The sequence below is a fragment of the Pseudomonas sp. PS02302 genome, assembly GCF_029959585.1.
Classification (GTDB): domain Bacteria; phylum Pseudomonadota; class Gammaproteobacteria; order Pseudomonadales; family Pseudomonadaceae; genus Chryseomonas; species Chryseomonas aestiva.
In genome coordinates this window covers 1-23,299 of sequence record NZ_JASCON010000085.1, presented here as the reverse complement: position 1 = coordinate 23,299, position 23,299 = coordinate 1, and the positions used below count along the sequence as shown (strand labels likewise).

At 67.6% G+C, this 23,299-nt stretch carries 20 protein-coding genes and 2 pseudogenes; 13 read left to right on the top strand and 9 right to left on the bottom strand.

Going from position 1 to position 23,299, the window contains the following annotated elements; genetic code table 11:
• Nucleotides 1-57 precede the first annotated feature (57 nt).
• Together QMX82_RS26180 and QMX82_RS26175 are read right to left on the bottom strand one after the other, a co-directional pair.
• Nucleotides 58-537, bottom strand: a pseudogene (locus QMX82_RS26180) (methyl-accepting chemotaxis protein); the annotation flags it as partial.
• Nucleotides 511-711 (bottom strand): annotated as a pseudogene (locus tag QMX82_RS26175) (HAMP domain-containing protein); the annotation flags it as partial. The pseudogenes QMX82_RS26180 and QMX82_RS26175, both read right to left, overlap by 27 nt.
• A gap of 1,232 nt (nucleotides 712-1,943) precedes the next feature.
• Here QMX82_RS26175 and QMX82_RS21700 point away from each other — a divergent pair.
• Nucleotides 1,944-2,765: a M48 family metallopeptidase gene (locus tag QMX82_RS21700; protein ID WP_208693894.1), complete on the top strand. Its 822-nt coding sequence runs from the start codon at nucleotides 1,944-1,946 to the stop codon at nucleotides 2,763-2,765.
• Nucleotides 2,766-2,883: 118 nt separating this feature from the next.
• Here the strand turns inward: QMX82_RS21700 and QMX82_RS21695 are convergent, their stop codons facing one another.
• Together QMX82_RS21695 and QMX82_RS21690 are read right to left on the bottom strand one after the other, a co-directional pair.
• Nucleotides 2,884-3,885 (bottom strand): methyltransferase, encoded by a 1,002-nt coding sequence (locus tag QMX82_RS21695; protein ID WP_208693895.1) that lies wholly within the window; start codon nucleotides 3,883-3,885, stop codon nucleotides 2,884-2,886.
• Nucleotides 3,886-3,914: 29 nt separating this feature from the next.
• Nucleotides 3,915-4,874 carry a 2-hydroxyacid dehydrogenase gene (locus tag QMX82_RS21690; RefSeq protein ID WP_282287462.1) on the bottom strand — a complete coding sequence of 320 codons (960 nt, stop codon included), beginning with the start codon at nucleotides 4,872-4,874 and terminating at the stop codon, nucleotides 3,915-3,917.
• Between the two features lie 94 nt (nucleotides 4,875-4,968).
• Here QMX82_RS21690 and QMX82_RS21685 point away from each other — a divergent pair, with 94 nt between their 5' ends.
• On the top strand, nucleotides 4,969-5,556 hold the full coding sequence (locus QMX82_RS21685) for an acyl carrier protein phosphodiesterase (protein ID WP_208693897.1): 588 nt from the start codon (nucleotides 4,969-4,971) through the stop codon (nucleotides 5,554-5,556).
• Here QMX82_RS21685 and QMX82_RS21680 read toward each other — a convergent pair.
• Together QMX82_RS21680 and QMX82_RS21675 are read right to left on the bottom strand one after the other, a co-directional pair.
• A complete protein-coding gene (locus QMX82_RS21680; RefSeq protein ID WP_208693898.1) occupies nucleotides 5,499-6,296 on the bottom strand; it encodes a lysophospholipid acyltransferase family protein in 798 nt (265 codons plus the stop codon). The two genes, QMX82_RS21685 and QMX82_RS21680, sit on opposite strands and share 58 nt — an antisense overlap.
• A complete protein-coding gene (locus tag QMX82_RS21675; protein ID WP_133861423.1) occupies nucleotides 6,293-7,021 on the bottom strand; it encodes a GNAT family N-acetyltransferase in 729 nt (242 codons plus the stop codon). Before QMX82_RS21675 ends, QMX82_RS21680 begins: the two co-directional genes overlap by 4 nt.
• A gap of 225 nt (nucleotides 7,022-7,246) precedes the next feature.
• Between QMX82_RS21675 and QMX82_RS21670 the strand changes: the two genes are divergently transcribed.
• From QMX82_RS21670 to QMX82_RS21635, 8 genes are all read left to right on the top strand, one after another.
• A complete protein-coding gene (locus tag QMX82_RS21670) occupies nucleotides 7,247-7,732 on the top strand; it encodes an FKBP-type peptidyl-prolyl cis-trans isomerase (protein ID WP_017639847.1) in 486 nt (161 codons plus the stop codon).
• Nucleotides 7,733-8,273: 541 nt separating this feature from the next.
• Nucleotides 8,274-9,293, top strand: coding sequence for an isopenicillin N synthase family dioxygenase (locus tag QMX82_RS21665; RefSeq protein ID WP_282287456.1), 1,020 nt, complete (start codon nucleotides 8,274-8,276; stop codon nucleotides 9,291-9,293).
• On the top strand, nucleotides 9,293-9,679 hold the full coding sequence (locus tag QMX82_RS21660; RefSeq protein ID WP_208693900.1) for a VOC family protein: 387 nt from the start codon (nucleotides 9,293-9,295) through the stop codon (nucleotides 9,677-9,679). Before QMX82_RS21665 ends, QMX82_RS21660 begins: the two co-directional genes overlap by 1 nt.
• Nucleotides 9,680-9,699: 20 nt before the next feature.
• On the top strand, nucleotides 9,700-10,791 hold the full coding sequence (locus QMX82_RS21655; protein WP_442969408.1) for a BMP family ABC transporter substrate-binding protein: 1,092 nt from the start codon (nucleotides 9,700-9,702) through the stop codon (nucleotides 10,789-10,791).
• A 76-nt stretch (nucleotides 10,792-10,867) separates the two neighbouring features.
• Nucleotides 10,868-12,382 (top strand): ABC transporter ATP-binding protein, encoded by a 1,515-nt coding sequence (locus tag QMX82_RS21650; protein ID WP_208693901.1) that lies wholly within the window; start codon nucleotides 10,868-10,870, stop codon nucleotides 12,380-12,382.
• Nucleotides 12,375-13,502 (top strand): ABC transporter permease, encoded by a 1,128-nt coding sequence (locus tag QMX82_RS21645; protein WP_208693902.1) that lies wholly within the window; start codon nucleotides 12,375-12,377, stop codon nucleotides 13,500-13,502. Before QMX82_RS21650 ends, QMX82_RS21645 begins: the two co-directional genes overlap by 8 nt.
• Nucleotides 13,499-14,425 (top strand): ABC transporter permease, encoded by a 927-nt coding sequence (locus QMX82_RS21640; RefSeq protein ID WP_208693903.1) that lies wholly within the window; start codon nucleotides 13,499-13,501, stop codon nucleotides 14,423-14,425. Before QMX82_RS21645 ends, QMX82_RS21640 begins: the two co-directional genes overlap by 4 nt.
• Nucleotides 14,422-15,114 (top strand): cysteine hydrolase family protein, encoded by a 693-nt coding sequence (locus tag QMX82_RS21635; RefSeq protein ID WP_222613575.1) that lies wholly within the window; start codon nucleotides 14,422-14,424, stop codon nucleotides 15,112-15,114. The genes QMX82_RS21640 and QMX82_RS21635 overlap by 4 nt, the downstream gene beginning before the upstream one ends.
• Nucleotides 15,115-15,214: 100 nt before the next feature.
• Here QMX82_RS21635 and QMX82_RS21630 read toward each other — a convergent pair whose 3' ends face one another.
• The 3 genes from QMX82_RS21630 to QMX82_RS21620 all read right to left on the bottom strand — a co-directional run bounded on the left by QMX82_RS21630 (nucleotide 15,215) and on the right by QMX82_RS21620 (nucleotide 19,623).
• On the bottom strand, nucleotides 15,215-16,840 hold the full coding sequence (locus QMX82_RS21630) for an ArnT family glycosyltransferase (protein WP_282287447.1): 1,626 nt from the start codon (nucleotides 16,838-16,840) through the stop codon (nucleotides 15,215-15,217).
• 1,023 nt (nucleotides 16,841-17,863) lie between these two features.
• The gene (gene hisN / locus QMX82_RS21625) at nucleotides 17,864-18,670 is read right to left on the bottom strand and encodes a histidinol-phosphatase (RefSeq protein WP_208693905.1); all 807 of its coding nucleotides are present in this window, start codon (nucleotides 18,668-18,670) and stop codon (nucleotides 17,864-17,866) included.
• A gap of 2 nt (nucleotides 18,671-18,672) precedes the next feature.
• On the bottom strand, nucleotides 18,673-19,623 hold the full coding sequence (locus QMX82_RS21620; protein ID WP_208693906.1) for an adenosine deaminase: 951 nt from the start codon (nucleotides 19,621-19,623) through the stop codon (nucleotides 18,673-18,675).
• 227 nt (nucleotides 19,624-19,850) lie between these two features.
• Here QMX82_RS21620 and QMX82_RS21615 point away from each other — a divergent pair, with 227 nt between their 5' ends.
• The 3 genes from QMX82_RS21615 to QMX82_RS21605 all read left to right on the top strand — a co-directional run bounded on the left by QMX82_RS21615 (nucleotide 19,851) and on the right by QMX82_RS21605 (nucleotide 22,751).
• Nucleotides 19,851-20,951: an acyltransferase family protein gene (locus tag QMX82_RS21615; protein WP_261793956.1), complete on the top strand. Its 1,101-nt coding sequence runs from the start codon at nucleotides 19,851-19,853 to the stop codon at nucleotides 20,949-20,951.
• A gap of 120 nt (nucleotides 20,952-21,071) precedes the next feature.
• Nucleotides 21,072-22,178, top strand: coding sequence for a calcium:proton antiporter (locus QMX82_RS21610; RefSeq protein WP_208693908.1), 1,107 nt, complete (start codon nucleotides 21,072-21,074; stop codon nucleotides 22,176-22,178).
• 9 nt (nucleotides 22,179-22,187) lie between these two features.
• Nucleotides 22,188-22,751: a DedA family protein gene (locus QMX82_RS21605; protein ID WP_208693909.1), complete on the top strand. Its 564-nt coding sequence runs from the start codon at nucleotides 22,188-22,190 to the stop codon at nucleotides 22,749-22,751.
• Nucleotides 22,752-23,299: the final 548 nt, after the last annotated feature.

Sequence of the window (23,299 nt, the reverse complement as noted above, 5' to 3'; positions counted from 1 at the left end):
TTAAACCCCACCGCCGTGGGTTTTTTGCGCCGGGTGCCGCCCCGGGGCGCCCCCCCCGGCCACCCCGCGACCCTGCTCACCGGCGCGCGCCGCCTCGATGGCGGCGTTGAGCGCCAGCAGGTTGGTCTGCTCGGCGATGCCATTGATGGTGGTCAGGATGGAACCGATGTTCTCGCTGTCCTCGGCGACCCGGCGGACCTGCTCCACCGCGCGCTCGATCTCCTGGGCGAGGGCGGCGCTGCTGGCGACGTTCTGCTGCACCAGGCGCTGGCCCTGGTTGACCGCGCCGTCCGCCTCGGTGGCAGCCCGCGCCGCGCGACCGGCATTGCCGGCCACGTCCTGGGCGGTGGCGGTCATCTCCTGCATGGCGGTAGCCAGTTGCTCGATCTCCTGCAGCTGGCGCTCCACGCCGTCGCGGGTGCGCTGGGCGATATGGGAGGTGTGCTCGGCGGCTGAGGCCACCTCGCCCACCGAATGGATCAGTTTGCCGATCAGGCCCTGCAGCGAGGCCAGGAAGCGGTTGAAGCCGCCGGCCATGGCGCCGACCTCGTCGCGGCGCTCGGTGGCGAGGCGCTGGGTGAGGTCTCCGTCACCCTGACCGATGGCGTCGAGCATGGTCACCATCTGCCGCAGCGGCCGGGCGATGCGCAGGCTGATCAGCCAGAGCACCAGCAGACCGGCGCCGGCGACCGCCAGGCCTACCAGCAGCATGCCGACCACGTCCTGGTGGCGTTGGCTGCCCAGGGTGTCCTTGAGGCTGTAGAGGTCGGCCAGCACGGCTGCGCGGGGCAATTCGATGATCAGCGTCCAGACCTGGCGGTTGTCGCCGGCGAAGCGCAGCGGCAGATAGACCTGATAGCGCTCGCTCTGGGTGTCGAAGCGACGGGTGACGCCTTCGCCCAGGTCCTTGAGGCCGGCCAGGGTCGCCCCCAGCGCCGGTTCGGCCGGCTTGCCCAGTTGGCTGGCGTCGGCGGTGTAGGCCACCAGGGTGCCGCGCCCGGCCACCAGGGCCATGCGGCCCACGCCGCCATAGAGGCGGCCATTGGCCTTGACCAGTTGCCGCTGGATGAAGTCCAGCGGCACGTCGGCCCCGACCACACCCTTGAAGGCGCCGCCGATCAGGATGGGCACGTTGAAGGAGGCGATCAGCACCTGCTGTTCGTTGACCGTGTCGGGCATGGGATCGAGCACGCAGGTGGTGCGATTTTCCCGCGGACAGAGGTAGTACTCGCCTTCGCGCACACCCGATGGCAGACGGGTCTGGCTTTCCACGGTCGGGCCGATCGGTTCCACCGTCACATCGCCGTCGAGGGTCTTGTGCCACCAGGGGGTGAAGCGCCCTTGCTCGTCGTAGCCGGCCGCGGCGTCGCCCCGATGGTGGTCGTCCTGGCCATCGATGGCATTGGGCTCCCAGACGGTATAGAGGCTGAGCAGGCCGGACTGGCGCTTCAGACTCTGGCCCAGCAGGCGCACCAGACTCTGGCGATCCAGCTCGACCTGCTGGTCGCCCGGACTGCCCATGGCCACGCTGAGTTGCGCCAGCTGATTGGCCAGTTGCAGGGGGACGTCCAGCTGGCGTTGCAGCTGGTTGCCCACGGCTTCGGCCTCGGCCGTCAGCCGGGCTTCGGCGGCGGTGGCGGCCAGCGCCTCGGTGTGGCTGTCGACCAGGGCGCGAGTGCGCTGACCGGCGAACAGGGTATAGGCGATCAGGGCAGCGACCACCGCCAGGATGCAGGCACCGGCCAGCAGGGTGATGGAGGTGCGGATGGAGCGGGAATTCATGGGGGACTCCGGGAACGTTCGATGCCGGGGCTATCGGCGGTGACGCCTATCCATTGAGGCCTCCGGTCGCCTGGCAGGAGAGCGTTGCCGGGCGTTACCGGACGTTGCCGGGTCTGACGCCCCTCTCTAGACTGTATCCGCCTCGATACCTGGAGATTCCCATGCGCCGTATCCTTCCCCTCGCGGGCCTGTCCCTGAGCCTGCTGCTGGTCGCCTGCCAGACCGTCAACACCACCTCGGGTGGTGCGGTCGGGGTGCAGCGCAAGCAGTACATGTTCAGCATGCTGTCCGAGCAGCAGGTCAATCAGATGTACGCTCAGTCCTATGCCAAGACGGTCAGCGAGGCCCAGTCCGCCGGCAAGCTGGCCAATGACAGCGCCGACGGCAAGCGCGTCGCCGCCATCGCCAAGCGCCTGATCCCGCAGACCGCGGCCTTCCGCCCGGATGCGGTGAACTGGGACTGGCAGGTCAACCTGGTGCAGAGTGATGAACTCAACGCCAACTGCGGCCCGGGCGGCAAGATCTTCGTCTACAGCGGCCTGATCGATCAGCTCAAACTGACCGATGACGAACTGGCGGCGGTGATGGGCCACGAGATCGCCCACGCCCTGCGCGAGCACAGCCGCGAGCAGATGTCGCGGGCCTATGCCATCCAGATGGGCGAGAACCTCGGTGGCGCCCTGCTGGGCGTTGGCCAGGGCGGCATGCAGCTGGCCGACCAGGTGTCCCAGGTAGCCCTGAGCCTGCCGTTCAGCCGCGGCAACGAGAACGAAGCCGACCTGATCGGCCTGGAGCTCTCGGCGCGCGCCGGCTACAACCCCAATGCCGCCATCACCCTCTGGCAGAAGATGGCCCAGGCCAGCCAGGGCAAGCAGCCGGCGGAATTCCTCAGTACCCACCCGTCCGACGCCAACCGCACTAAGGCCCTGCAGGCGGCGATTCCCAAGGTGATGCCGCTGTACGAGGCGGCGAAGAAGGGTTGAGGTTTTGGTTGGGGATTGGGGTTTTTCCTCACCCCAACCCTCTCTCAGGGGAGAGGGGGCAGCTCTGGCGCCGAGGTATAGCCGTAGGTTGGGCTGAGCGCAGCGAAGCCCAACAGCATTACCGCCGCCGGGCGCTGTAGACCTTGAAGCCGTCGCGTTCGGCCAGGGTGCGGCAATTGCCGAAGGCCGCCTCGATCAGTGGCGGATAGCGCAGGAAGCTGTTGGCCACCAGGCGCAATTCGCCGCCGGGCTTTAGATGACGCACCGCCTCGGCCAGCAGGGTCTCGGTGGTGCGGTAGTCGGTCTTCACGCCGCTGTGAAAGGGCGGATTGCTGACGATGGCGGCGAGCCCGGTAGGCGCTGCGGCGATGCCATCACCACTGATCACCGTTCCGCTCAGACCGTTGGCCGCCAGGGTCTGACGACTGCTGGCCACGGCGAAGGCGTCCACGTCCAGCAGATGCAGGGTGCTGGAGGCATAGCGGCGCGCCAGGGCGGCGCCGACCACGCCCGCGCCGCAACCGAAGTCCAGTACCGCGCCCTCGGGTAGACCGTCGAGCTGGTCCAGCAGCAGCGCCGTGCCCACGTCCAGCCGGCCATGGCTGAACACGCCTGGCAGGCTGAGAATTTCCAGGTTCACCCCAGCCCGGTCCAGTGGCTGGCGTTGCAGCCAGGCGTCCGGCTGCGGATCGGCCGAGGTGCGAGGGCCGTGCACCACCCACAGCTGGCAATGGCGAGCACTGTCGAGCTTGCTGGCCTTACCGAAGGCGCCCAGCTGGCGCGCGGCGCGTTCGATACCGGCCTTCTTTTCACCGACCAGAAAGAGACTGCCTTCGGCCGGCAGGCAGCGAGTCAGGGCGGTGAGCAGGAAGTCGGTGGCCTCGCGGGACTTGGGCAGAAACAGCACGGCACTGGCGAAGTCGCCCGCCGGGGGTTCGATCCCCAGACTGACGCGACCCGGATAGCGCCGGACCAGCTGTTCGGCCTCACCCGCATGCCAGCTCCAGCCGCTGGCCGCGGGCAGGGTGCCGAGCAGGTCATCGGCCGGCAAGCCGGCGAGCAGCAAGGCGCCGCCAAAGCGCTCGGGGTGACGGAGGAGGACTTCGCTGCGCGGATCCATGGGGCTACCTGGCGAAAAAAGCGCGAACTTTAGCAGACCACCCGGTGCGGCGTGCCGGCGAAATGGCCCTCGGCATTGGCGGCGAGCTGGCCGATGATCCGTTGACGCGCCTCGCGACTACCCCAGGCGTTGTGCGGGGTGACGATCAGTCGCGGAATGTCGCTGGCGAGCAACGGATTGCCGTCGCGCGGGGGCTCTACGCTAAGCACATCGGTGGCGGCGCCGGCCAGGTGGCCGCGTCTCAGGCAATCGGCCAGGGCCTGTTCGTCGACGATGCCGCCGCGGGCGGTGTTGACCAGGAAGGCCGTGGATTTCATCGCCGCCAGTTCCGCCGCACCGATCAGGCCGCGGGTCTGTTCGGTCAGCGGGCAGTGCATCGTCAGGGCATCCACCTGGGGCAGCAGCTCGGCCAGCGGCAGGCTGCCCGGGCGCGCCGGGCGACCGGGCAACTGCCCTACCAGGGTCTGCATGCCGAAGGCTTCGGCCAGCCGCTTCACCGCGCTGCCCAGCTCGCCGAGGCCGAGCAGGCCGAGGGTCTTGCCTTCCAGCTCGACGATCGGATGGTCCAGCAGGCAGAACTGGCTGGCGGTCTGCCAGCGACCGGCACGGACGTCCGTCTGGTAGTCCGGCAAGCGGGTCGCCAGGGCCAGCAGCAGCGCCAGGGTGTGCTGGGCGACCGAGGCGGTGCCGTAGCCCTGGCAGTTGCAGACGCGCACGCCCTGGGCGCGCGCGGCTTCCAGGTCGATGTTGTTGGTGCCGGTGGCGCTGACCAGTATTAGCTTCAAATCCGGGCAGGCGGCCAGGATGGCGGCGTTCAGCACCACCTTGTTGACGATGGCGACCTGGGCGCCGGCCAGGCGCGCCGCGACCTCGTCCGGGGCGCTCGCCGGATGGAGTTCCAGCTCGTCGAACACCGCGCGCAAGGGCGCCGGGTCCAGATCGCCGAGGTCGAGAGAGGCATAGTCGAGGAACACGGCGCGAACGGGCATGACGACTCCAGCGGAAAGAGAAGGGAGGTCCGAGCCTAGCAGCCGCGGGTCGTCCAGGAAAACCGCCCGCTCGCGGCTGGAGTATGCTGGAGGGATGAATTATCTCGCGCACCTGCACCTGGGCGGCCCCAGCCGCGAAGATCGCCTCGGCAGCCTCTATGGTGATTTCGTCAAGGGCTCGGCGGACGTCTGGCCTGCCGGAATCGCCGCCGGTATCCGGCTGCACCGGCGCATCGACGTCTATACCGACGACCACCCCCTGGTGATCAGGGCCAAGACCCGGTTGCCGGCGGCGCGGCGGCGGGTGGCCGGACTGCTGGTGGATGTCTTCTTCGATCACTGCCTGGCGCGCCTCTGGCACGACTATGCCGAGCAGTCGCTGCCGGGTTTCGTCGCGGACTGCTACCAGACCCTGCTGGAGGAGCCGGAACTGCCGCCACGGCTGGCCCGCATCGCACCCCTGATGGCGCATCAGGACTGGCTGGGCAGCTACCGGGATTTCGCCGTGCTGGAGCGAGTGGTGGAGGGCATGGCGGGGCGGCTGTCGCGTCCGGAACTGCTGGCCGGCGCCTTCGCCGAGCTGGAGGCCGCCTACGACGGCCTGCTGGCAGACTTTCGCGACTTCTATCCGCAGCTGCAGGCCTTCGCCGCCGCCGAGCGCGCGGCGCGCGTTTCCCGCTGAATCCCGAGGCGGGCGGCGATGGCCGCCTGGCACTGACCGGCCAGCATCTGCCGCGCCTGGCCCTGGGACAGGATGGCTGGCAGCAACTCGATCCTCAGGGTGGTGCCGCCGTTGTCCAGCAGGCGCAGCAGGTGGCTCACCAGGTCGTCGTCGCCGATGAAGGCCGCGGCCCGGTCAGGCTCGCCATGGCGCCAGTAGCTGAGCGCCACGGGTTGCAGCGGGGTGCCGGTGGCGATGGCCGGACTCAGCAGCCGGCCATGAAAGGTGCGCAGCACGCTGCCGTCGGTGGTGGTGCCCTCGGGAAAAAGCGCCAGTGACAGGCCCTGGGTCAGGCGCGTGGTCAGCGCCTCGCCCAGGGCGTCACCGCGTTCGGCGCCACGGCGGATGAACAGGGTGCCGGCCTGGCGCGTCAGCCAGCCGGCGAAGGGCCACTCCGCCACCTCCGCCTTGGACAGGAAGCCCAGCGGCCGCAAGCTGCCGAGGGCAACGATATCCAGCCAGGACACATGATTGGCCAGCCAGAGGTGGGTGCCGCGCGGTACCTCGCCGTGGACCTCCAGGCGCAGGCGCAGGGTCCGGGCCAGCAGCTGGAAGAAACGTCGCGTCAGCCGTTGCCGCAACCCCAGGCAGGGCCGGCGACTGAGCGCTACCGCCAGCGCCACCGTCAGGGCGAACAGCGCCCCGAGCAGCAGCGCGGCCAGGACCGGCAGCAGCCGCATGGCGAGGCGCAGTCGCCTCATACCGCGGCCTTGAAGTGACGGGCATAGCGCGGGCAGAGGTCTTCGCGCTTGAGCAGGATGAAAACGTCGGCCACGCCGAATTCCGGATCCCAGCAAGGCGCGCCGCAGACCTGGGCGCCCAGGCGCAGATAGGCCTTGAGCAGGGGCGGCAGCTGCACCACCAGGTTGTCGGGCACGGCGACGAAGGGCAGCGGGCGCCGCGGCGTGGCGCGGATCGCCGGGATACGGTCGTCCCGCGCGGCCTGGCGCAGCAGGGCGGCGGCTTGCAGGCCGCCGTCGGCCATGGGCACGCTGGCGCAGCCCATGAGGTAGCGATAGTCGCCGCAGGCCATGATCTCGGCCAGTTCCGCCCACAGCAGGGCGATGGCGGCACCGGTGCGATGCCCGGGCGCCACGCAGGTGCGGCCGATCTCCAGCAGCGGACCCTGCAGGCCATCCAGGCCTTCCAGCTGGAATTCGCTTTCGCTGTAGAGACTGCCCAGGCGCTCGCGGCGGCGCCCGTCGAGCAGCCGCGTGGTGGCGATCAGCTCGCCGCTGCGCAGGTCGCGCACCCCCAGGTGCAGGCAGTGGGCGTCGTAGGCGTCCTGGTCGAGGTTGTCGGCGAAATGCACGCCGTAGGTGCTGCCGAAGACCGCAGCTCGCAGGCGCTGGGCAGCGCGGATATCCGCGGCGGTCGACAGGCGTTCGGCGCGCAGCGCGGGCGGTGCGGACACTGGAATCGGCATGGCAGGGCTCCGGCAGTGGGTATGCAGCAAACCCTAGGTAGCCGGGATGACAGCGCCGTGAAGCGGCCATGGCGATTGCGTGACGAGCGGTCGAGCACAGTTGCAGGGGCGCCCTCCAGATGCCTCCGGGCGCCAGGGGACTGACCGAACGCATTCGCAATTGCTAGGTTGGACGCGTAGACTGATGCGTCATCCTATTTTTTTCCCAGCATGAAGGTTCTGGCCATGCAGATCGCGGCGAACACGGCAGTATCCATCGACTACACCCTGACCAACGACGCCGGCGAAGTCATCGACAGCTCCGCTGGTGGTGCTCCGCTGGTATACCTGCAAGGCGCGGGCAACATCATTCCCGGCCTCGAGCGCGCCCTGTCCGGCAAGCAGGCGGGTGACGAGCTGAAGGTGGCCATCGAGCCGGAAGACGCCTACGGCGAATACACCCCCGAACTGGTTGCCACCCTGGGCAAGGAAATGTTCGAAGGCGTGGACGAGCTGGAAGTGGGCATGCAGTTCCACGCCTCCGGCCCGGATGGCGCCATGCAGATCGTCACCGTGCGTGACATCGACGGCGATCAGGTCACCGTCGACGGCAACCATCCCCTGGCCGGCCAGCGTCTGAATTTCGACGTCAAGGTGGTCAACGTGCGTGCGGCCAGCGACGAAGAAATCGCCCACGGCCACATCCATGGCGAAGGCGGTCACCAGCACTAAGCCTGACAACAGGTTCCCACAACGCCCGTGTCCGGCAATGCCGGCACGGGCGTTGTCGTTTGTGGCGTCCGTGCAGAGTGACCTCACTTCAACCCTCTCCCGCAGGGAGAGGGGGTTGGTTGGGTGGTGTGGCGGCTCCATCGCCGCAGCCCAACAGCGGGAAGCTGCAGTATCCGTCGTGACGGTCCGGATTCGTTGGGCTTCGCTGCGCTCAACCCAATCTACGCGGAGGCCAGCCGCAGGTTGAGTGAGGCGGCTCCAGTGCCGAAGCCCAGCGCCGCCAAGCCGATCCCTCTCGCCAACGCCTTCTCGCTCAGCGCCGGCCCACCCTGGGCGCCACCCCGGTGCACGCTGATCGCTCAAGGTGCAGCGCACCGTCAGCAGATCCTGGGTATTTCCCTCAACTTGCTGTTTTCATTAGCTTTTCAAGTTTTTACCAAATGGTCCAAAGATGGCACAACGGTTGCAATTTCCCTGCTGCCGTCCTGCCCGGTGAACGTGCGTCGCGCTGTCTCCTTTCGTCCAACCCGTGAGGTCCGTCATGCCGCTGTCCAGTGTTCCCATCATCGATCTGGCCCCCTATTTTGCCGGCTCGGCCGCCGGCAAGCAGGCGGTGGCCAAGGCCGTCGACCAGGCCTGCCGCGATATCGGCTTTCTGGTCATCACCCATCACCAGGTGCCCGAGGAACTGGTCGAGCGGGTCTCGCGCCTTTCGCGGGCCTTCTTCGAGCTGCCGCTGGCGGAGAAGCGCAAGGCCGATCGGCCGCGCCCGGATCAGGTGCGCGGCTACAGCGCGGTGGCCGAGGAGAGTCTGTCCTACAGCCTGGAGGAGGCGGCACCGGGGGATCTCAAGGAGTCCTTTTCCATTGGTCCGCTGGATATCCCGGAGACGGCCTACTACCGCGGTCCGGAAGCCGGGCCGCACTTCGCGCCCAACGTCTGGCCGACCGCCATCCCCGGTTTCCGCGAGGCCTATGCCGAGTATTTCGCCGCCATGAGTGACCTGGCGCGCTCCCTGATGCGCCTCTTCGCCCTGGGGCTGGCGTTGCCGGAAACCTATTTCGACAGCCGCATCGATCGCCACATCAGCATGTTCCGCACCCTCTGCTATCCGCATCAGCAGGAGGCGGCGCTGCCCGGTCAGCTGCGCGCCGGGGCTCATACCGACTACGGCAGCCTGACCATCGTCCGTCCCGACGACGCGCCCGGTGGCCTGCAGGTGCGCAATGCCGATGGCGAGTGGGTGGACGTGCCCAAGGTGCCTGGCAGCTTCGTGGTCAACATCGGCGACCTGATGATGCAGTGGACCAACGATCGCTGGGTCTCGACCCTGCACCGGGTGGTGAATCCACCGGCGGATGCCGGTTGCGACACCCGCCGCCAGTCCCTGGTGTTCTTCCACCAGCCCAACTACGACACCCTCATCCAATGCCTGCCCGGTTGCGCCACGCCCGGCACGCCGCCGCGCCATGCGCCCATCACCTCGGGCGACCACCTGAGATCCAAGTTCATCAAGCAGACCACCTTCGGCGGGACCCAGACCGGCGTGCGGGTGGCCTGATGCCGAGTCTTTCCTACGTCAACGTCTTCGCCCAGGACGTGGTGGCCCTGAGCGGCTTCTACCAGCGGGTGTTCGATTTTCCCGAGATCGAGGCGATCCGCTCGCCGATCTTTCGCGGCCTGGACACCGGCAAGACCGCCATCGGCTTCAACGCGCCGGAGGCCTATGAGCTCTTGGGGCTGGACGAATTCGCCGGCAGTGAGGGCTGCCGCTTCCTGCTCAACCTGGAGGTGGACAGCCGCGCCGAGGTGGACCAGCTGGTGCCGGTGGCCGAGGCCGCCGGTGCCCGCCTGCTGAAGGCGCCCTACGAAACCTACTACCACTGGTACCAGGCGGTGCTGCTGGACCCGGAAGGCAACGTGTTCCGTATCAACCACATGTTGTAGACAAGGCTAAGGACGAGACGATGCTGAGCAGATGGCTGGGAAGAGTGGCGTGCGTGCTGGCGCTGATGGGGCTGGGTACCGTGGCGCAGGCGGACGACGAGGGCTTCACCCTCAAGGGCGAGCCGAAGATCGCCATGCTGTATTTCACCGCCAAGAACGACGGCGGCTGGACCCAGGCCATGGACGAGGCACGGGTGAAGATCGAGAAGGAACTGGGCCTGAAGATCCAGTTCGTGGAGAACGTGCCGGAGACCGCCTCGGCCATCCGCCCGGCCGCCGAGCGCTTCATCAAGCGCGGCGCCAACATCGTCATCGGTACCGCCTTCGGCTACTCCGACACCTTCAAGCAACTGGCCGAGCAGTATCCCGAGGTGGCCTTCCTCAACGCCTCGGGCACCACCAATGGGCGCAACCTGGAATCCTTCTACGGCCGTACCTACGAAAGCCAGTACCTCTGCGGCATGGCCGCGGGCGCGGCGTCCAAGACCGGCAAGCTGGGCTTCGTCGCCGCCAATCCCTTCGGCGTTGTGAACTGGACCATCAACGCCTACGAGCTGGGCGCCCGGCAGATGAATCCCAACGCCATCCTCACGGTGATCTACACCGGCAGCTGGAACGATCCGGTCAAGGAGCGCGCCGCGGCCGCCGCGCTGATCGACCAGGGCGCCGACGTCATCGGTCAGCACGTGGACACCCCCACGCCGCAGATCGTCGCCCAGGAGCGCGGCGTTTATGGCACCGGCCACCACCGCGACATGCGCCAGTTCGCGCCCAAGGCCACCCTCTGCTCCTCGGTGTGGGTCTGGGATCGCTTCCTGGTGCCGGAGCTCAAGCGCGTCATCGCCGGCCACTGGAAACCCGCGCCCAACGGTGCCCTGGTGTCCATGGCCGACGGCGGCACCGACATCGCCGGCTTCGGCGATGCCGTGCCCAAGGCGGCCCAGGAAAAGATCCTCGCCGAGCGCGAGGCCCTGCTCAAGGGCAAGCAGATCTACGCCGGCCCCCTGAGCGATCGCGACGGCAAGGAGCGGGTCGCCGCCGGCCAGGTGCTGTCCGACCCGGCGCTGTGGCAGATGGACTGGTTCGTTCAGGGCGTGACGACGCAGAAGTAGCGGTTCACCCCTGGGTAGGGTGGAAAACCGCGCAGCGTTTTCCACGGAGGCGATCCTTGGACAAAGGCCGACCGGCATGAAAAGACACAACGCCCTGCAACTGCGTGGCGTCGGCAAGACCTTCGATGGCTTCCAGGCGCTGCAGCAGGCGGATTTCCTGGTGCGCTGGGGCGAGGTGCATGCGCTGCTCGGCGAGAACGGCGCAGGCAAGTCGACGCTGATGAACATCGCCGCCGGCCTCTATGCGCCAGAGACCGGCGAGCTCCTGGTGGACGACAACCCGGTGCGGCTACGCGGTCCGGCGGACGCCGCCCGCTTGCACATCGGCATGGTCCACCAGCACTTCAAGTTGGTGCGACCCTTCAGCGTGGCGGAGAACGTGTTGCTCGGCCTGCCGGCGGGGCAGGGTAGCCATCGCCGGCGCCTGGCCGAGATCAGCGAGCGCATCCGCCAGCAGGCGGCTGCCCTGGGCTTTGCCATCCGCCCGGAGCAGCGCGTAGCCGAGCTGTCCATCGCCGAACAGCAGCGGGTGGAAATCCTCAAGGTGTTGCTGGCCGGGGCGCGCATCCTCATCCTCGACGAGCCCACCGCGGTGCTCACCGACGGCGAAGGCGAGCGGCTGTTGCAGACCCTGCGCGCCCTGGCGGCGGAGGGCGCGGCGGTGGTGCTGGTGACCCATCGCATGCAGGACGCCCTGACCTACGCCGACCGCCTCACGGTGATGCGCGGCGGTCGCACCCTGCGCAGTCTGGACCCCGCCGAGGTGTCGGTGGACGAACTGGTACGCCTCACCGTGGGCGATGCCCAGCCGCTCGCTGACACTCCGCGAGGTGCCGTCGGGGCACCGCTGCTCACGGTGCGTGGCCTGCGCACCCCGGAACGCGGCGGACGGCGCGCGCTGGACGGTATCGACCTGGAGCTGCGCGCTGGCGAGATCTATGGCATCGCCGGGGTCGGCGGCAACGGCCAGGGCGAACTGGCCGACGTCTTGATGGGCCTGCCGCAGCCCTACGAAGGCGAGGTGCGGCTGGAGGGCTTCGGCGATCTGGCCGCGGCCGCCAGCGCCCGACGCCGCGACCTGCGCATCGCCGCCATTCCCGCCGACCGCTATGGCAGCGCCCTCGCCGGAGGCCTGTCGGTGGCCGACAACTTCGCCATCGGCGCGGTGCACAGCGGTCGCTTTGGTGGTTTCGCCCGCCTGGATCGCCGCGCCCAGGAAGCGGCGACCCAGGCGGCGGTCACGCAATTCGATGTCCAGGGCGTGCGCTCGGTGCGGCAGAAGGCGGCGCTGCTGTCGGGCGGCAACGCCCAGAAGTTGGTGATCGCCCGGGAATTTAGCCGCGAGCCATGTCTGGTATTGGCCCACAGCCCCAGTCGTGGCCTCGACGTGCGCGCCGGCGCCGAGGTGCAGGCACGGCTGCTGGCCGCCCGCGAGGCCGGCGCCGCGGTGTTGCTGATCAGCGAAGACCTGGACGAGGTACTGGCCCTCGCCGACCGCATCGGGGTGATGAGCGCCGGACGCCTCGTCGCCGAATTCCAGCGACCCGCCGATCGCCAGGCGATCGGCCATGCCATGGTGAATCATGCTTGAACCCCTGAGTGCTCCCCTGGCCGAGGTCGATAGCCCGCGACCACGGCAACCGCTGTTCAGCCGCCGCTACACCCTGGAGATCCGCCAGCAGCTGGCCTGGCCTTGGCAGGCGCTGATTCTCGGCCTGGCGTTGCTGCTGGGGCTGGGCCTGTCCGCTGCCATCCTGGTGCTGGCCGGGGTGCCGGCCGGCGAGTTGCTCAACGAATTCGTGATCGCCACCCTGTTCGATGCCCAGAGTCTGCAGGCCACCCTGTTCCAGGCCGCGCCGGTGATCCTGGTGGGCCTGGCCGGTTGCCTGGCCTTTCGCGCGCGCTTCTGGAATCTGGGGCTGGAAGGCCAGATGATCTGGGGGGCCCTCGGTGCCACGGCGGTGTCGCTGTTCGAGATCGGTCCGGAAGCCCTGCGCCTGCCGCTGATGCTGGTGGCGGCATTGCTCGGCGGCCTGCTCTGGGCGCTGGCGCCCCTGCTGCTCAAGCTGCGCCTGGGGGTCAACGAGATCATCGCCTCGCTGATGCTCAACTACATCGCCGCCAACTTCCTGCTGCACCTGGTGTTCGGTCCCTGGAAGGACCCGCGCGACGCCTTTCCCTATTCGCCGCTGTTCCGCCCCTTCGAGCGGCTGCCGGAGTTGCTACCCGGGCTGAGTCTGGCGGTGCCCCTGGCGCTGCTGGTGGCGGTGCTGGCCTGGTGGTTCGTCGCCCTGAGTCGCGCCGGGCTGTACCTGAGATTCGTCGACGCCAATCCACGGGTGGCCGGCGCCGTGGGCGTGCCGGTGCGCGCCACCATCCTCGCCACGGTGCTGGCTTCCGGCGCCCTGGCCGGGCTGGCCGGTTTCGTGGTGGCGGCCGGGCAGGAAGGGCGGCTGACCCAGTCCTTCTATCAGGGCTACGGCTTCTCCGGGATCCTCATCGCCTTCCTGGCGCGCAACAACCCGCTGGCCGCCGCCGTGGTGGCCTTCCTGGTGGCGACCCTGTTCGTCGCCGGGCGCAATCTGCAGGTGTTCTACCAGATCCCCTTCGCCATGGTGCAGCTGATCCAGGCGCTGATCGTCATCTGCGTGGCGTCCTCGGATTTCTTCATCCGCCATCGGCTCAGACGCAGCCAGGGAGGTGCCGCTTGAACCTGCTCGCCAGCTGGCTGGGTAACGTCCCCGACTTCGCCATACCCTACGCCCTGGCGGCGCTGGGGCTGATCCTCACCGAGCGATCCGGGGTGCTGGCCCTGCATGCCGAGGGCCTGATGCTGGTGGGCGCGCTGTTCGGCATCGGTGCGCAACTGGCCTTGGGCAATGCCGGCCTGGCACTGCTGGCGGCCATGGGCGCGGCGGCGCTGGTGTCGCTGCTGTTCGCCGTCATGGTGATCTGGCTGCGCATCAACCAGGTGATTGCCGGCCTGACCCTGGTGTTCTTCTGCCAGGGCCTCACCGGCCTGCTCGGCACCCTCTGGGGCTGGACCAACCAGCCGGTGTCCGGGCTGCCGGCGCTGGCGCTCTGGCCGCTGTCGGAGCTGCCGCTGGTGGGACGGCTGTTCCAGCAGAACCTGCTGGTCTATCTGACCCCGCTGATCTTCTTCACGGTGATCGCCTGGCTTGAACGCACCACCCCCGGGCTGCGTCTGCGGGCGGTGGGCGAGAATCCCCAGGCGGCCGATGCGGCAGGACTCTCGGTGGCCGGCTACCGGCTGCTGGCGATCCTCGCCGGCGCGGCGCTGGTGGGTCTGGCCGGGGGCTACATCGCCGTGCTCAGCACCAAGCTGTGGATCGCCGAGATGACCGGTGGTCGTGGCTGGATCGCCGTGGCCCTGGTGATCTTCGCCCGCTGGTCGCCCTGGCGCGCCCTGGCCGGGGCGCTGCTGTTCGGCTGCATCGAGGCGCTGATTCCGCAACTGGCCGCCGCCGGGGTGCGGCTGTCGCAATACTTCATCCTGATGGCGCCCTATGCCGTCACCCTGGGCGTGATGATCTGGGTCGCCCTGGCCGGGCGTGACCGCCTGAGTCAGCCCGGCGCCCTGGGCGAAGCCTATGTTCGCGAGGAGCGTCGATGAACCTGCGTGCTTTCGTCTATGAGGAACCCCGCCTGCTGGCGCGAGCGGACTTCGCCGATTACCTGGACCCGAGCACCACGGCGGTGCTGTCCATCGACCTGCACCGCGGCCACCTGGACGCCTCGCCGGAGTGCCCCTGCCCGGCGCCCCGCGCCCGTGACCTGGTGGCGCCGGTGGACGCCTTCCACCGCCAGGCTCGCGCCTTGGGCGTGCGTATCGTCCATGTGAAGTCGGTGCTGCGCGCCAATGGCGCCGACGACCTGGGCGGTATTCCTGCGGCTTGGCGGCGGACCTTTCCGCTGCACGTCGGACCGATTCCCAATGCCGACGCCCATGCCCTGGAAGGCTCGCCCTGGACCGAGCTGCTCACCGAGGTCCTGCCCGAGGATCTGCGGGTGGAAAACAAGCGGCGGCTGTCGGCCTTCTATCCCACCGACCTGGACTTCCTGCTGCGCAACCAGCGCATCACCACCGTGGTGCTGGATGGCGGCTTCACCGACTGCTGCGTGCTCAACACCGCCTTCGACGCCAGCAACCGCACCTACAGGGTCATCGTCCTGCGCGATCTGGTGCGGGGAACCGATGAAAGCCTGGAGCGTGCGGCGCTGAGCATGGTCTCCCTGCACCTGGGGCTGGTGATGGAATCCCAGGATCTGCTCGCGGCCTGGGGTAATGGCGGCGGCCCTTGAGTACGGTCCGTTGGGCTTCGACGATGGAGCCGTCTCAACCCAACCTACGTGGGGAATGGGTTCTTGTAGGTTGGCGCTGAGCGCAGCGCAGCCCAACGCTTCAGGGCACTCTCGACAACACCGTGAAGGCGCGGAAGCGCTCCTTGAGATTGCCGGGGCGGGCGCCCTGCCAGAGCAACTGCCAGCCCGGCGGTACCGTCACGGCTTCGTGCCACTCGTCCTGCACCACCAGTACCCGGCAGGGCACCTGGTGCAGACTGCTCAGCGCCTGAGGGGGATAGCCGCTGTAGACGTGCAGCATGGAGCGCTCCGATTCGCCCAGGCCATAGCTGGCCACGCAGTCCGTCCGGGGCAGCACCCGCTGCAGCGCGGTGAAGGGCCGTGCATAGCTGTTGCCCAGGTCGACCCAGGGTAGCCAGAGGCTGTTGGCCAGGGTCCAGCTGACCGTCAGGCCGACGAACCAGGCGCTGGCGGCTGCCAGCTGTGCACGCAGCGCCAGGGTGACGCCCCAGCCGACCAGGGCGAGCAGCGCGACCGCCCAGGCCAGGGGACTCGGCGCCAGGCGTTCCGTGATCGGCAAGTGCTCGCGGATCAGGTGCGGCCAGGGCAAGGCCCAGCCCAGGGCCAGACCGATACCGCCCAGGGCCAGCAGGACGATGAGCGGCGTCCAGAGTGCCACGCTGGCATCACGGCCGAGGCGAGCGATGACCGGCGGTGGCTGCAATCGCGCCGCCAGCAGCGCCAGGGCCGGAAACAGCGGCAGCAGATAGAGGCTGCGAAACACCGCCGACTTGAGCAGCACCGCCAGGCAGACGAGCGCATAGAGCACCACCGTGGCCAGTCCCGGATGCCGACCCAGCCGCTTCAGCGGGCTGCCGCCACGGCGATACAGCTGCCAGAGCGTGGCGCCGAGCAGGATCAGCCCGGTGGGGAAGGACAGCGCCAGCAGATCCTCCAGGCTGGAGAGCAGTCCGTCGGTATCGCTGTTGCGCGCCTCCAGGCCGAAGAAGCGGCCGATATTGTTGGTCCACAGCCAGGTATGGAACAGCTCCGGCGCCCGGTGCCAGAGCAGCGCCGGCCAGAGCAGCAACCAGGGCAGGGCGGCCAGGCTGGCGGCGAGCAGCCAGTGACGTCCTTCCGGCTCGACCAGCCGCCGAGGCCAGCAGAGCGCGCAGAGCAGCCCGGTGAGGCCCAGCACCCCGGGCACCAGCAGGCCCTTGCTCATGAAGGCGATGCCCAGGCCGCTGCCGAACAGCAGACCCTGGCGCCAGGGGTGGCGATTATCGTGCAGCTGGGCGGCAAGACCGGCGAGGCCCAGGGTGGCGCCGGCCAGCTGGGGCACGTCGGCGATCAGCAGATGACTGTGCTGGACCACCCCGAGCATGCCCAGCAGGGCGAGCACGGCCTCGCGCCGGCGACCGGGCAGCAGCCGCTGGGTCAGCCAGGCGAGGGCGGCCAGGGTTACCAGCATCCAGCCCAGCACCGCCAGCCGCGCGCCGTCGGGGACGCTCAGCCAGGGCGCGGACAACCGCGCGGCGAGGGCGCCGGTCCAGTACATCAGCGGCGGCTTTTCCATGAAGGGCTCTATCCCGACCCGGGGAATCAGCCAGTCCGGGGTGGTGAGGAAATTCCACACCATGCCGAAGGAATAGGGCTCGTCGGCCTTCCACAGACCACGGCCGAACAGACCGGCGAGCAGGTAGGCGGCCAGGCAGCCAAGCAGCAAGGCCCGCTCCAGCGGTGCGGCGCTTGGAGAGGCAGGGGATGAAGAAGAGCGCACGGCAGGGACTCTTGGTGGAATCCTGTCGGTATACGGGAGTTGGCTTAGAGGGGGCTTAAGGGGTTAGCGGGGGATGACTGACGTAAGGGGCCAGGGGGCCAATCTCGGCCTTGGCGGGCCGTCGATGTGGCCCCTCCTACGGGTTGGATTGGGCGTGTAGGAGCGGCCCATGGCCGCGACTGCTTTTGGTACTTTGGCCCAGCTATTGGTACCTTGGCTGTTTATCGAGTGCTCGGATAGCTCTTGTTTCGCCTGGCCGGCAACTTACTTTTCTTTGCTTGCGGATCACCGCCCGGTGCAAAGAAAAGTAAGCAAAAGAAAGCACGCCCTGACAGTTCGGCCCGGCGCAAAGCGCCGGGTCTTCTCGCTCCGGCGCCTTGTTCGGCGTCCTGCCTCGCAACCCCCGCCACGACACCGGAACTCGGCCTCACTAACGGGGACTAGGCGCCAGCCTGGAATTTAGGGAGCGCTTGCAGAGAGGCCATCGCGATTCGTAGCGTGGAAAACCGCGTAGCGTTTTCCACTGCTGGGCACCTAAGCCATCAGTGGACAAGGCTTCGCCGTTGTCCACGCTACGGCCGCTTACGGTTCTTCAACCAAAACCTTCAGGTTGGCGAAATCGCCCCGTTCAGGAGGGCGAACGCCAGTGTCGTGGAGTGGGTCGAGCCGCATGGATGCGGCGAGAGGCCTAACGGGCCATGGACGGCCCGTGTAGGCCGACCCCGGAGCGGCGCTGGGGTGAGTGGCCCCGCAGCGCAGCGGAGGGCCGGATGGTGGGGCAAGCGTTTTTGCTCACTTTTTTAGCGACTGAAAAAAGTGAGTCGCCCGGGTGGGCGAAACAAGAGGTACCAGCAAAGCTCGATAAATTAGCCAGGGCACTGATAAGCCATGGCATCCCGGCCAAACATCCGCAAAGTTGGGCTTCGCTTCGCTCAACCCAACCCAACCTACGGACCCACCTGGCAAGCCTCAGGCCAGGTGCTGCAACCGCTCCACCAGCTGCGCATGCAGCTGCGGATCGCCGCAGGCCAGGATGGCGCCGCCTTGTTGGGCATCGCCGCCATCCCAGGCGGTCATGCGGCCGCCGGCGCCTTCGATGATGGGGATCAGCGCCTGGACGTCGTAGGGCTGCAGGCCCGCTTCGATGATGACGTCGACGAAACCCGAGGCGAGCATGCAGTAGGCGTAGCAGTCGCCGCCGAAGCGGGCCAGCTGCACCTCGGCGGCCACGGCGTCGAAGGCGGCCAGGCGCTCGGGGGTGTCGAAGATGTCGCGGCTGGTGCACATCAGCCGGGCCTGGGCCAGGTTGGCGCAGGCGCGAGTGCGCAGGGCCGCGCCATTGCGCCAGGCGCCGGCGGGGGTGCCCAGGTAGCGCTCGCCGGTGAAGGGCTGGTTCATCACCCCGATCACCGGACGGTTGCCGTCGTTGAGCGCCACCAGGGTGCCCCACAGCGGCAGGCCGGTGATGAAGGCGCGGGTGCCGTCGATGGGATCGAGTACCCAGCTCAGGGGGCTGCTGCCGGCGACGTTCTCTTCTTCCTCGCCGAGGATGCCGTGATCCGGATGCTCGGCCTGGATGAGTTCACGCATGGCCCGTTCGGCGGCCTTGTCGGCGATGGTCACCGGGTCGTAGCGGCGACCGGCGATGGCCGCGTCGCCCTTGTCGTCCACCGCCAGCTGGGCGCGGAAGTAGGGCTGGATGGCCACGGCGGCGGCGTCGGCCAAGCGCTCGGCGAAGCGTTCGTAGTAGGAAATCTCGGCAGCGGTCAGGCTCATGCTCATTTCACCAGGCGGGCGTCGAGGCTGTTCTGCGCCAGGCGCCGGGCCTGCTCCTGGGTCATGCCCAGGCCTTCGTGCAGGGCCATGAAGTTCTCGGTGACGTAGCCGCCGAAGTAGGCCGGGTCGTCCGAGTTGACGGTGACCTTGAGGCCGCGGTCGAGCATCTTGAGGATGGTGTGCTGGCTCATGTCGTCGAACACGCAGAGCTTGGTGTTGGACAGCGGGCAGACGGTGAGCGGGATCTGCTGGTCGACCAGGCGGGCCATCAGGCGCTCGTCCTCGAAGGCGCGCACGCCGTGGTCGATCCGCACCACGCCGAGCTGGTCGAGGGCTTCCCAGATGTACTCCGGCGGACCTTCCTCGCCGGCGTGGGCGACGGCCGGAAAGCCTTCGGCACGGGCACGGGCGAAGACACGCTTGAACTTGCTCGGCGGATGACCCTTTTCCGAGCTGTCCAGGCCGACGGCGACGAAATGATCGCGGAACGGCAGCGCCTGGTCCAGGGTGGCCTGGGCGGCATCCTCGGAGAGGTGGCGCAGAAAGCTCAGGATCAGCCCGCTGGTCACGCCCAGTTGCTGCTCGCCGTCGCTCAGCGCCTGGGTGATGCCGCGCACCACCACCTCGAAGGGAACGCCGCGATCGGTGTGGGTCTGGGGATCGAAGAAGGGCTCGGTGTGGATGACGTTCTGCTCCTTGCACTTGAGCAGATAGGCCCAGGTCAGGTCGTAGAAGTCCTGCTCGGTGCGCAGCACGTCGGCACCGGCGTAGTAGAGGTCGAGGAATTCCTGCAGGTTGCCGAAGTTGTAGGCGGCGCGCAGGGCTTCGACATCGCCCCAGGGCAGGGCGACGCCATGGCGCTCGGCCAGCTTGAACAGCAGTTCGGGCTCCAGGGTGCCTTCCAGGTGCAGGTGCAGTTCGGCCTTGGGCAGGGCGTTGAGCCAGTCGTACATGGGAGCCTCGGGATAGCTTGAATCGGAAAAGATGGACGATTGTCGCACGCTTTGCCGGGTTTTCCGCAGGCATCCGGGTTCCCACTGACCGATGTACGGTGGCTTCGTCGGTCAGAAATTCCCAGCGTTCCACGCTTTGCGCCAGCAAAAGGCCATAACACCCGCACGGGGTCCGGATCTGACTACAATCGGGACGCATGGCTCCAAACACCAAGCGTGAGGTATCCGTGCAGACCGTTCAGGATTACGTTGGCGGCAAGAACAACAATCTCAATCTGATTCGCATGATCGCGGCGCTCGCCGTGGTCTTCAGCCACAGCTTCGCCATCTCCAGTGGCACCGCCACGGCGGAACCCGGGCGTGAGAGCCTGGGCATGACCCTCGGCGACATCGCGGTCGACATCTTCTTCATCACCAGCGGTTTTCTGGTCACCAAGAGTCTGCTCAGCCGCGCCGACATCATCGACTTCGTCTGGGGCCGCGCCCTGCGCGTGGTGCCGGGGTTGCTGGTGATGCTGATGCTGACGGTGCTCGGCCTCGGCGCCTGGCTGACCCGGGCACCGCTGCAGGATTATCTGAGCGATCCCCAGACCTGGTTCTATCTGCTGAAGAACACCGGGCTGATCGCCGGCGCCGAATTCGACCTGCCCGGGCTGTTCGAGGGCAATCCGCTGCAGACCATCGTCAACGGCTCGCTGTGGACGCTGCCTTTCGAGGTGGGCATGTACGGCGCCCTGGCGCTGCTGTGGCTGGCCGTGCTCTGGCTGCGCCTGGACAGCCGGCACTTCCAGCGCGCCATCCTGCTGTTCGCCGCCGGTGCCGTGCTGTTCAAGCTGTTCGCCTATTACTTCTTCGCCAGCGAATCGCACCTGCTGCGGCTGTTCCAGATGTTCTTTCTGGGGGGCGCCTTCTATGTGCTGCGCGGCTACATTCCGCTGTCGCGCGCGCTGTTCGCTGCCGCCGTGGCGCTGCTGGCGGTGGCAACCCCCGACCGGGACAGCTTCTTCCTGGTCTACAACCTGACGCTGGGTTACGTGCTGCTCTACCTCGCCTTCGTCCCGGGCGGGCGCATCCGCGCCTTCAACGAGGTGGGCGACTATTCCTACGGGCTCTACATCTATTCTTTCCCGGTGCAACAGACCCTGGCGGCGGTGATCCCCGGCATCGAGGCCTGGACCATGGTGCTGCTCTCGATCGGCATCACCCTGCCGTTGGCGGTGGTCTCCTGGTTCCTGGTGGAGCGCCATGCCCTGGGCTATCGCCAGGCCTGCGCCTCGGGCACCAAGGCGGTGTGGAAGCGCCTGGCGCCGCGCGCCCGGGTGGGCTGACTAGCCTGCCACGCGGCAGGAGCGCAGGCGGCCAGGGCCGGGGGATGTAGCGGGGTGCGAGCGTTTTGCCGTCTACGGCGGTCGTAACAAGGCATTGCTCAACCAAGGACGCCCCTTTCCATGCTTGCTGCCCTCAAAGACGAAACCCTGCTGCTGGTCGCCATCGGCGCCACGGTGCTGGCCTATGTGTTCGAACACGCCCTGCTCGGCGGTGGCCAGACCCTGGCGCTGATCGCGGCTGGCGGTCTGATCGCCGCCATCATCTGCGCGGCCATGCGCGTGGCCCACCACGCCGAACTGCTGGCGGAAAAGGTCGGCGATCCCTACGGCACCATGATCCTGACCCTCTCCGCCGTGCTGGTGGAGGTGATCATCCTGGCGATCATGATGAGCCACGACCACTCGCCGACCCTGGCCCGCGACACCATCTATGCCGCGGTGATGCTGGACATGAACGGCATCATCGGCCTGGCCGCCCTGCTCGGTGGCCTCAAGCATGGCGAACAGCCCTACAACGACGATTCCAGCCGCAGTTACGGGGTGATGATCATCACCGCGGTGAGCATCTCCATGCTGGTGCCGGAATTCATCCCCTCGGCCCAGTGGCATGTCTATTCCTTCTTCACCATCGGCGCCATGGCGCTGCTCTACGCCCTGTTCCTGCGCATGCAGACCGGCCCGCACAGCTATTTCTTCAGCTACAACTACCCGGACAAGAAGCGCAAGCGTCCGGCGGTCGAGGGTGAAACGGCCGATGCGGGTCATGGCGAAAGCAGCGCCACCCTGTCCATCGCCATGCTGATCGTCGGCATCGTCGCCACCGGTGCCCTGGCCGAGGTGATGTCCAAGTCGCTGGATACCGGCCTGGAAGGCCTCGCCGTGCCGGCGCTGGTCCCTGCGCTGGTGGTGGCGACGATTTCCGCCAGCCCCGAGATCCTCACCGCTCTGCGCGCGGCCATGGCCAATCGCATGCAGTCGGTGATCAACATCGCCCTGGGTGCCAGTCTGTCCACGGTGATCCTCACCGTGCCGGTGGTGGAAGCCATCGCCCTGTACAATGGCCAGCCGATCCAGATGGCCATGACCCCGGTGCAGACGGTGATGATGGCTGTGACCCTGATCGTCGCCGCCATCAACCTCAACGACGGCGAGACCAACGCCATCGAGGGCATGACCCACTTCGTGCTGTTCGGCACCTTCATCATGCTGACCATTCTCGGTCTCTAGGGACGCACCATGATCGACAGCGAGGTCATCAGCAACTACGGCTACGGCGCCGCCGTCCTGGGCGCCCTGGTCGAGGGCGATGGCGTGGCCATCCTGGCCGGCATCGCCGCCCGCCACGGCTACCTGCTGTATCCGCTCACAGCCGTCTGCGTGGCCTTGGGCGGCTTTATCGGTGACCAGACGCTATTCTTTCTCGGGCGGCGCTACGGCGACCGCATCCTCGGTCGCTTCAAGCGCCAGCAGGCGCGCATCGACTGGCTGCGCAGCCGCATCCATCGCCACGAGGCGCTGTGGATCATCGGCATTCGCTTCGCCTACGGTTTCCGCCTGATCGGCCCGCTGCTGATCGGCGCCAGCGGCGTACGCCCGCGGCGCTTCCTGTTCTTCAACATCATCGGCGCGCTGCTCTGGGGCTTTTTCATGACCGGCATCGGTTATGCGGTGGGCGAGATCCTGCGGGATTTCTTCGCCGAGCATCATGTGTCGAAGCGGTGGTTCTTTGCGGCGGCGATTTGCGTGGCGGTGCTATTCATCGGCGCCCGCGCCATCCTGCGGCGGCGGGAGAGGGTGTAGGGTAGGGCGGCGTAGGTTGGGTTGAGCGGAGCGAAGCCCAAGGCTTTGGGGTTTGAGCTGTTGTACTGGCTGATTATCGTGGTTTGCTGATGGTTTCTGTTTCGCCCACCCGGGCGAGTCACTTTTTTCAAACGCGACTACGCGCCCCGCAAAAAAGTAACCAAAAACGCTTGTCCCGACCATCCGGCCCTCCGCTACGCTCCGGGTGATTCGCTCCGCTCACCCTTCGGGCCAGCCTGCGGCTGTTACTCCGCTTCGCTACGTCTCCCTCGCTCCGGCGCCGCTCCGGGGGCATGGCACGAAGGTGCCTCCTGCCCCTCGCGCCTTGCTCGGCGTCCTGCCTCGCATCCTCCTCCGCAACGCCTGCACTCGGCCTCACTGACGGGGACGGGGCGCAAGCCCGAAGCTTGGGCGTTCACAAGATCTGTAACGTGTAAAACCGCAGAGCGTTTTCCACTGGCAGCCTTTAACTGCCGAACCAACTGTCTTTATCGCGGCCATGGGCCGCTCCTACAGTAGCCGGATATTCCGTAGGAGCGGCCCATGGC

Bases quoted from the DNA above. Each gene is read 5' to 3' on its own strand.
- QMX82_RS21700 (WP_208693894.1), top strand. From the start codon at position 1,944: ATGCGCCGTATCCTTCCCCTCGCGGGCCTGTCCCTGAGCCTGCTGCTG.
- QMX82_RS21695 (WP_208693895.1), bottom strand. From the start codon at position 3,885: ATGGATCCGCGCAGCGAAGTCCTCCTCCGTCACCCCGAGCGCTTTGGC.
- QMX82_RS21690 (WP_282287462.1), bottom strand. From the start codon at position 4,874: ATGCCCGTTCGCGCCGTGTTCCTCGACTATGCCTCTCTCGACCTCGGC.
- QMX82_RS21685 (WP_208693897.1), top strand. From the start codon at position 4,969: ATGAATTATCTCGCGCACCTGCACCTGGGCGGCCCCAGCCGCGAAGAT.
- QMX82_RS21680 (WP_208693898.1), bottom strand. From the start codon at position 6,296: ATGAGGCGACTGCGCCTCGCCATGCGGCTGCTGCCGGTCCTGGCCGCG.
- QMX82_RS21675 (WP_133861423.1), bottom strand. From the start codon at position 7,021: ATGCCGATTCCAGTGTCCGCACCGCCCGCGCTGCGCGCCGAACGCCTG.
- QMX82_RS21670 (WP_017639847.1), top strand. From the start codon at position 7,247: ATGCAGATCGCGGCGAACACGGCAGTATCCATCGACTACACCCTGACC.
- QMX82_RS21665 (WP_282287456.1), top strand. From the start codon at position 8,274: ATGCCGCTGTCCAGTGTTCCCATCATCGATCTGGCCCCCTATTTTGCC.
- QMX82_RS21660 (WP_208693900.1), top strand. From the start codon at position 9,293: ATGCCGAGTCTTTCCTACGTCAACGTCTTCGCCCAGGACGTGGTGGCC.
- QMX82_RS21655 (WP_442969408.1), top strand. From the start codon at position 9,700: ATGCTGAGCAGATGGCTGGGAAGAGTGGCGTGCGTGCTGGCGCTGATG.
- QMX82_RS21650 (WP_208693901.1), top strand. From the start codon at position 10,868: ATGAAAAGACACAACGCCCTGCAACTGCGTGGCGTCGGCAAGACCTTC.
- QMX82_RS21645 (WP_208693902.1), top strand. From the start codon at position 12,375: ATGCTTGAACCCCTGAGTGCTCCCCTGGCCGAGGTCGATAGCCCGCGA.
- QMX82_RS21635 (WP_222613575.1), top strand. From the start codon at position 14,422: ATGAACCTGCGTGCTTTCGTCTATGAGGAACCCCGCCTGCTGGCGCGA.
- hisN (WP_208693905.1), bottom strand. From the start codon at position 18,670: ATGAGCCTGACCGCTGCCGAGATTTCCTACTACGAACGCTTCGCCGAG.
- QMX82_RS21620 (WP_208693906.1), bottom strand. From the start codon at position 19,623: ATGTACGACTGGCTCAACGCCCTGCCCAAGGCCGAACTGCACCTGCAC.
- QMX82_RS21610 (WP_208693908.1), top strand. From the start codon at position 21,072: ATGCTTGCTGCCCTCAAAGACGAAACCCTGCTGCTGGTCGCCATCGGC.
- QMX82_RS21605 (WP_208693909.1), top strand. From the start codon at position 22,188: ATGATCGACAGCGAGGTCATCAGCAACTACGGCTACGGCGCCGCCGTC.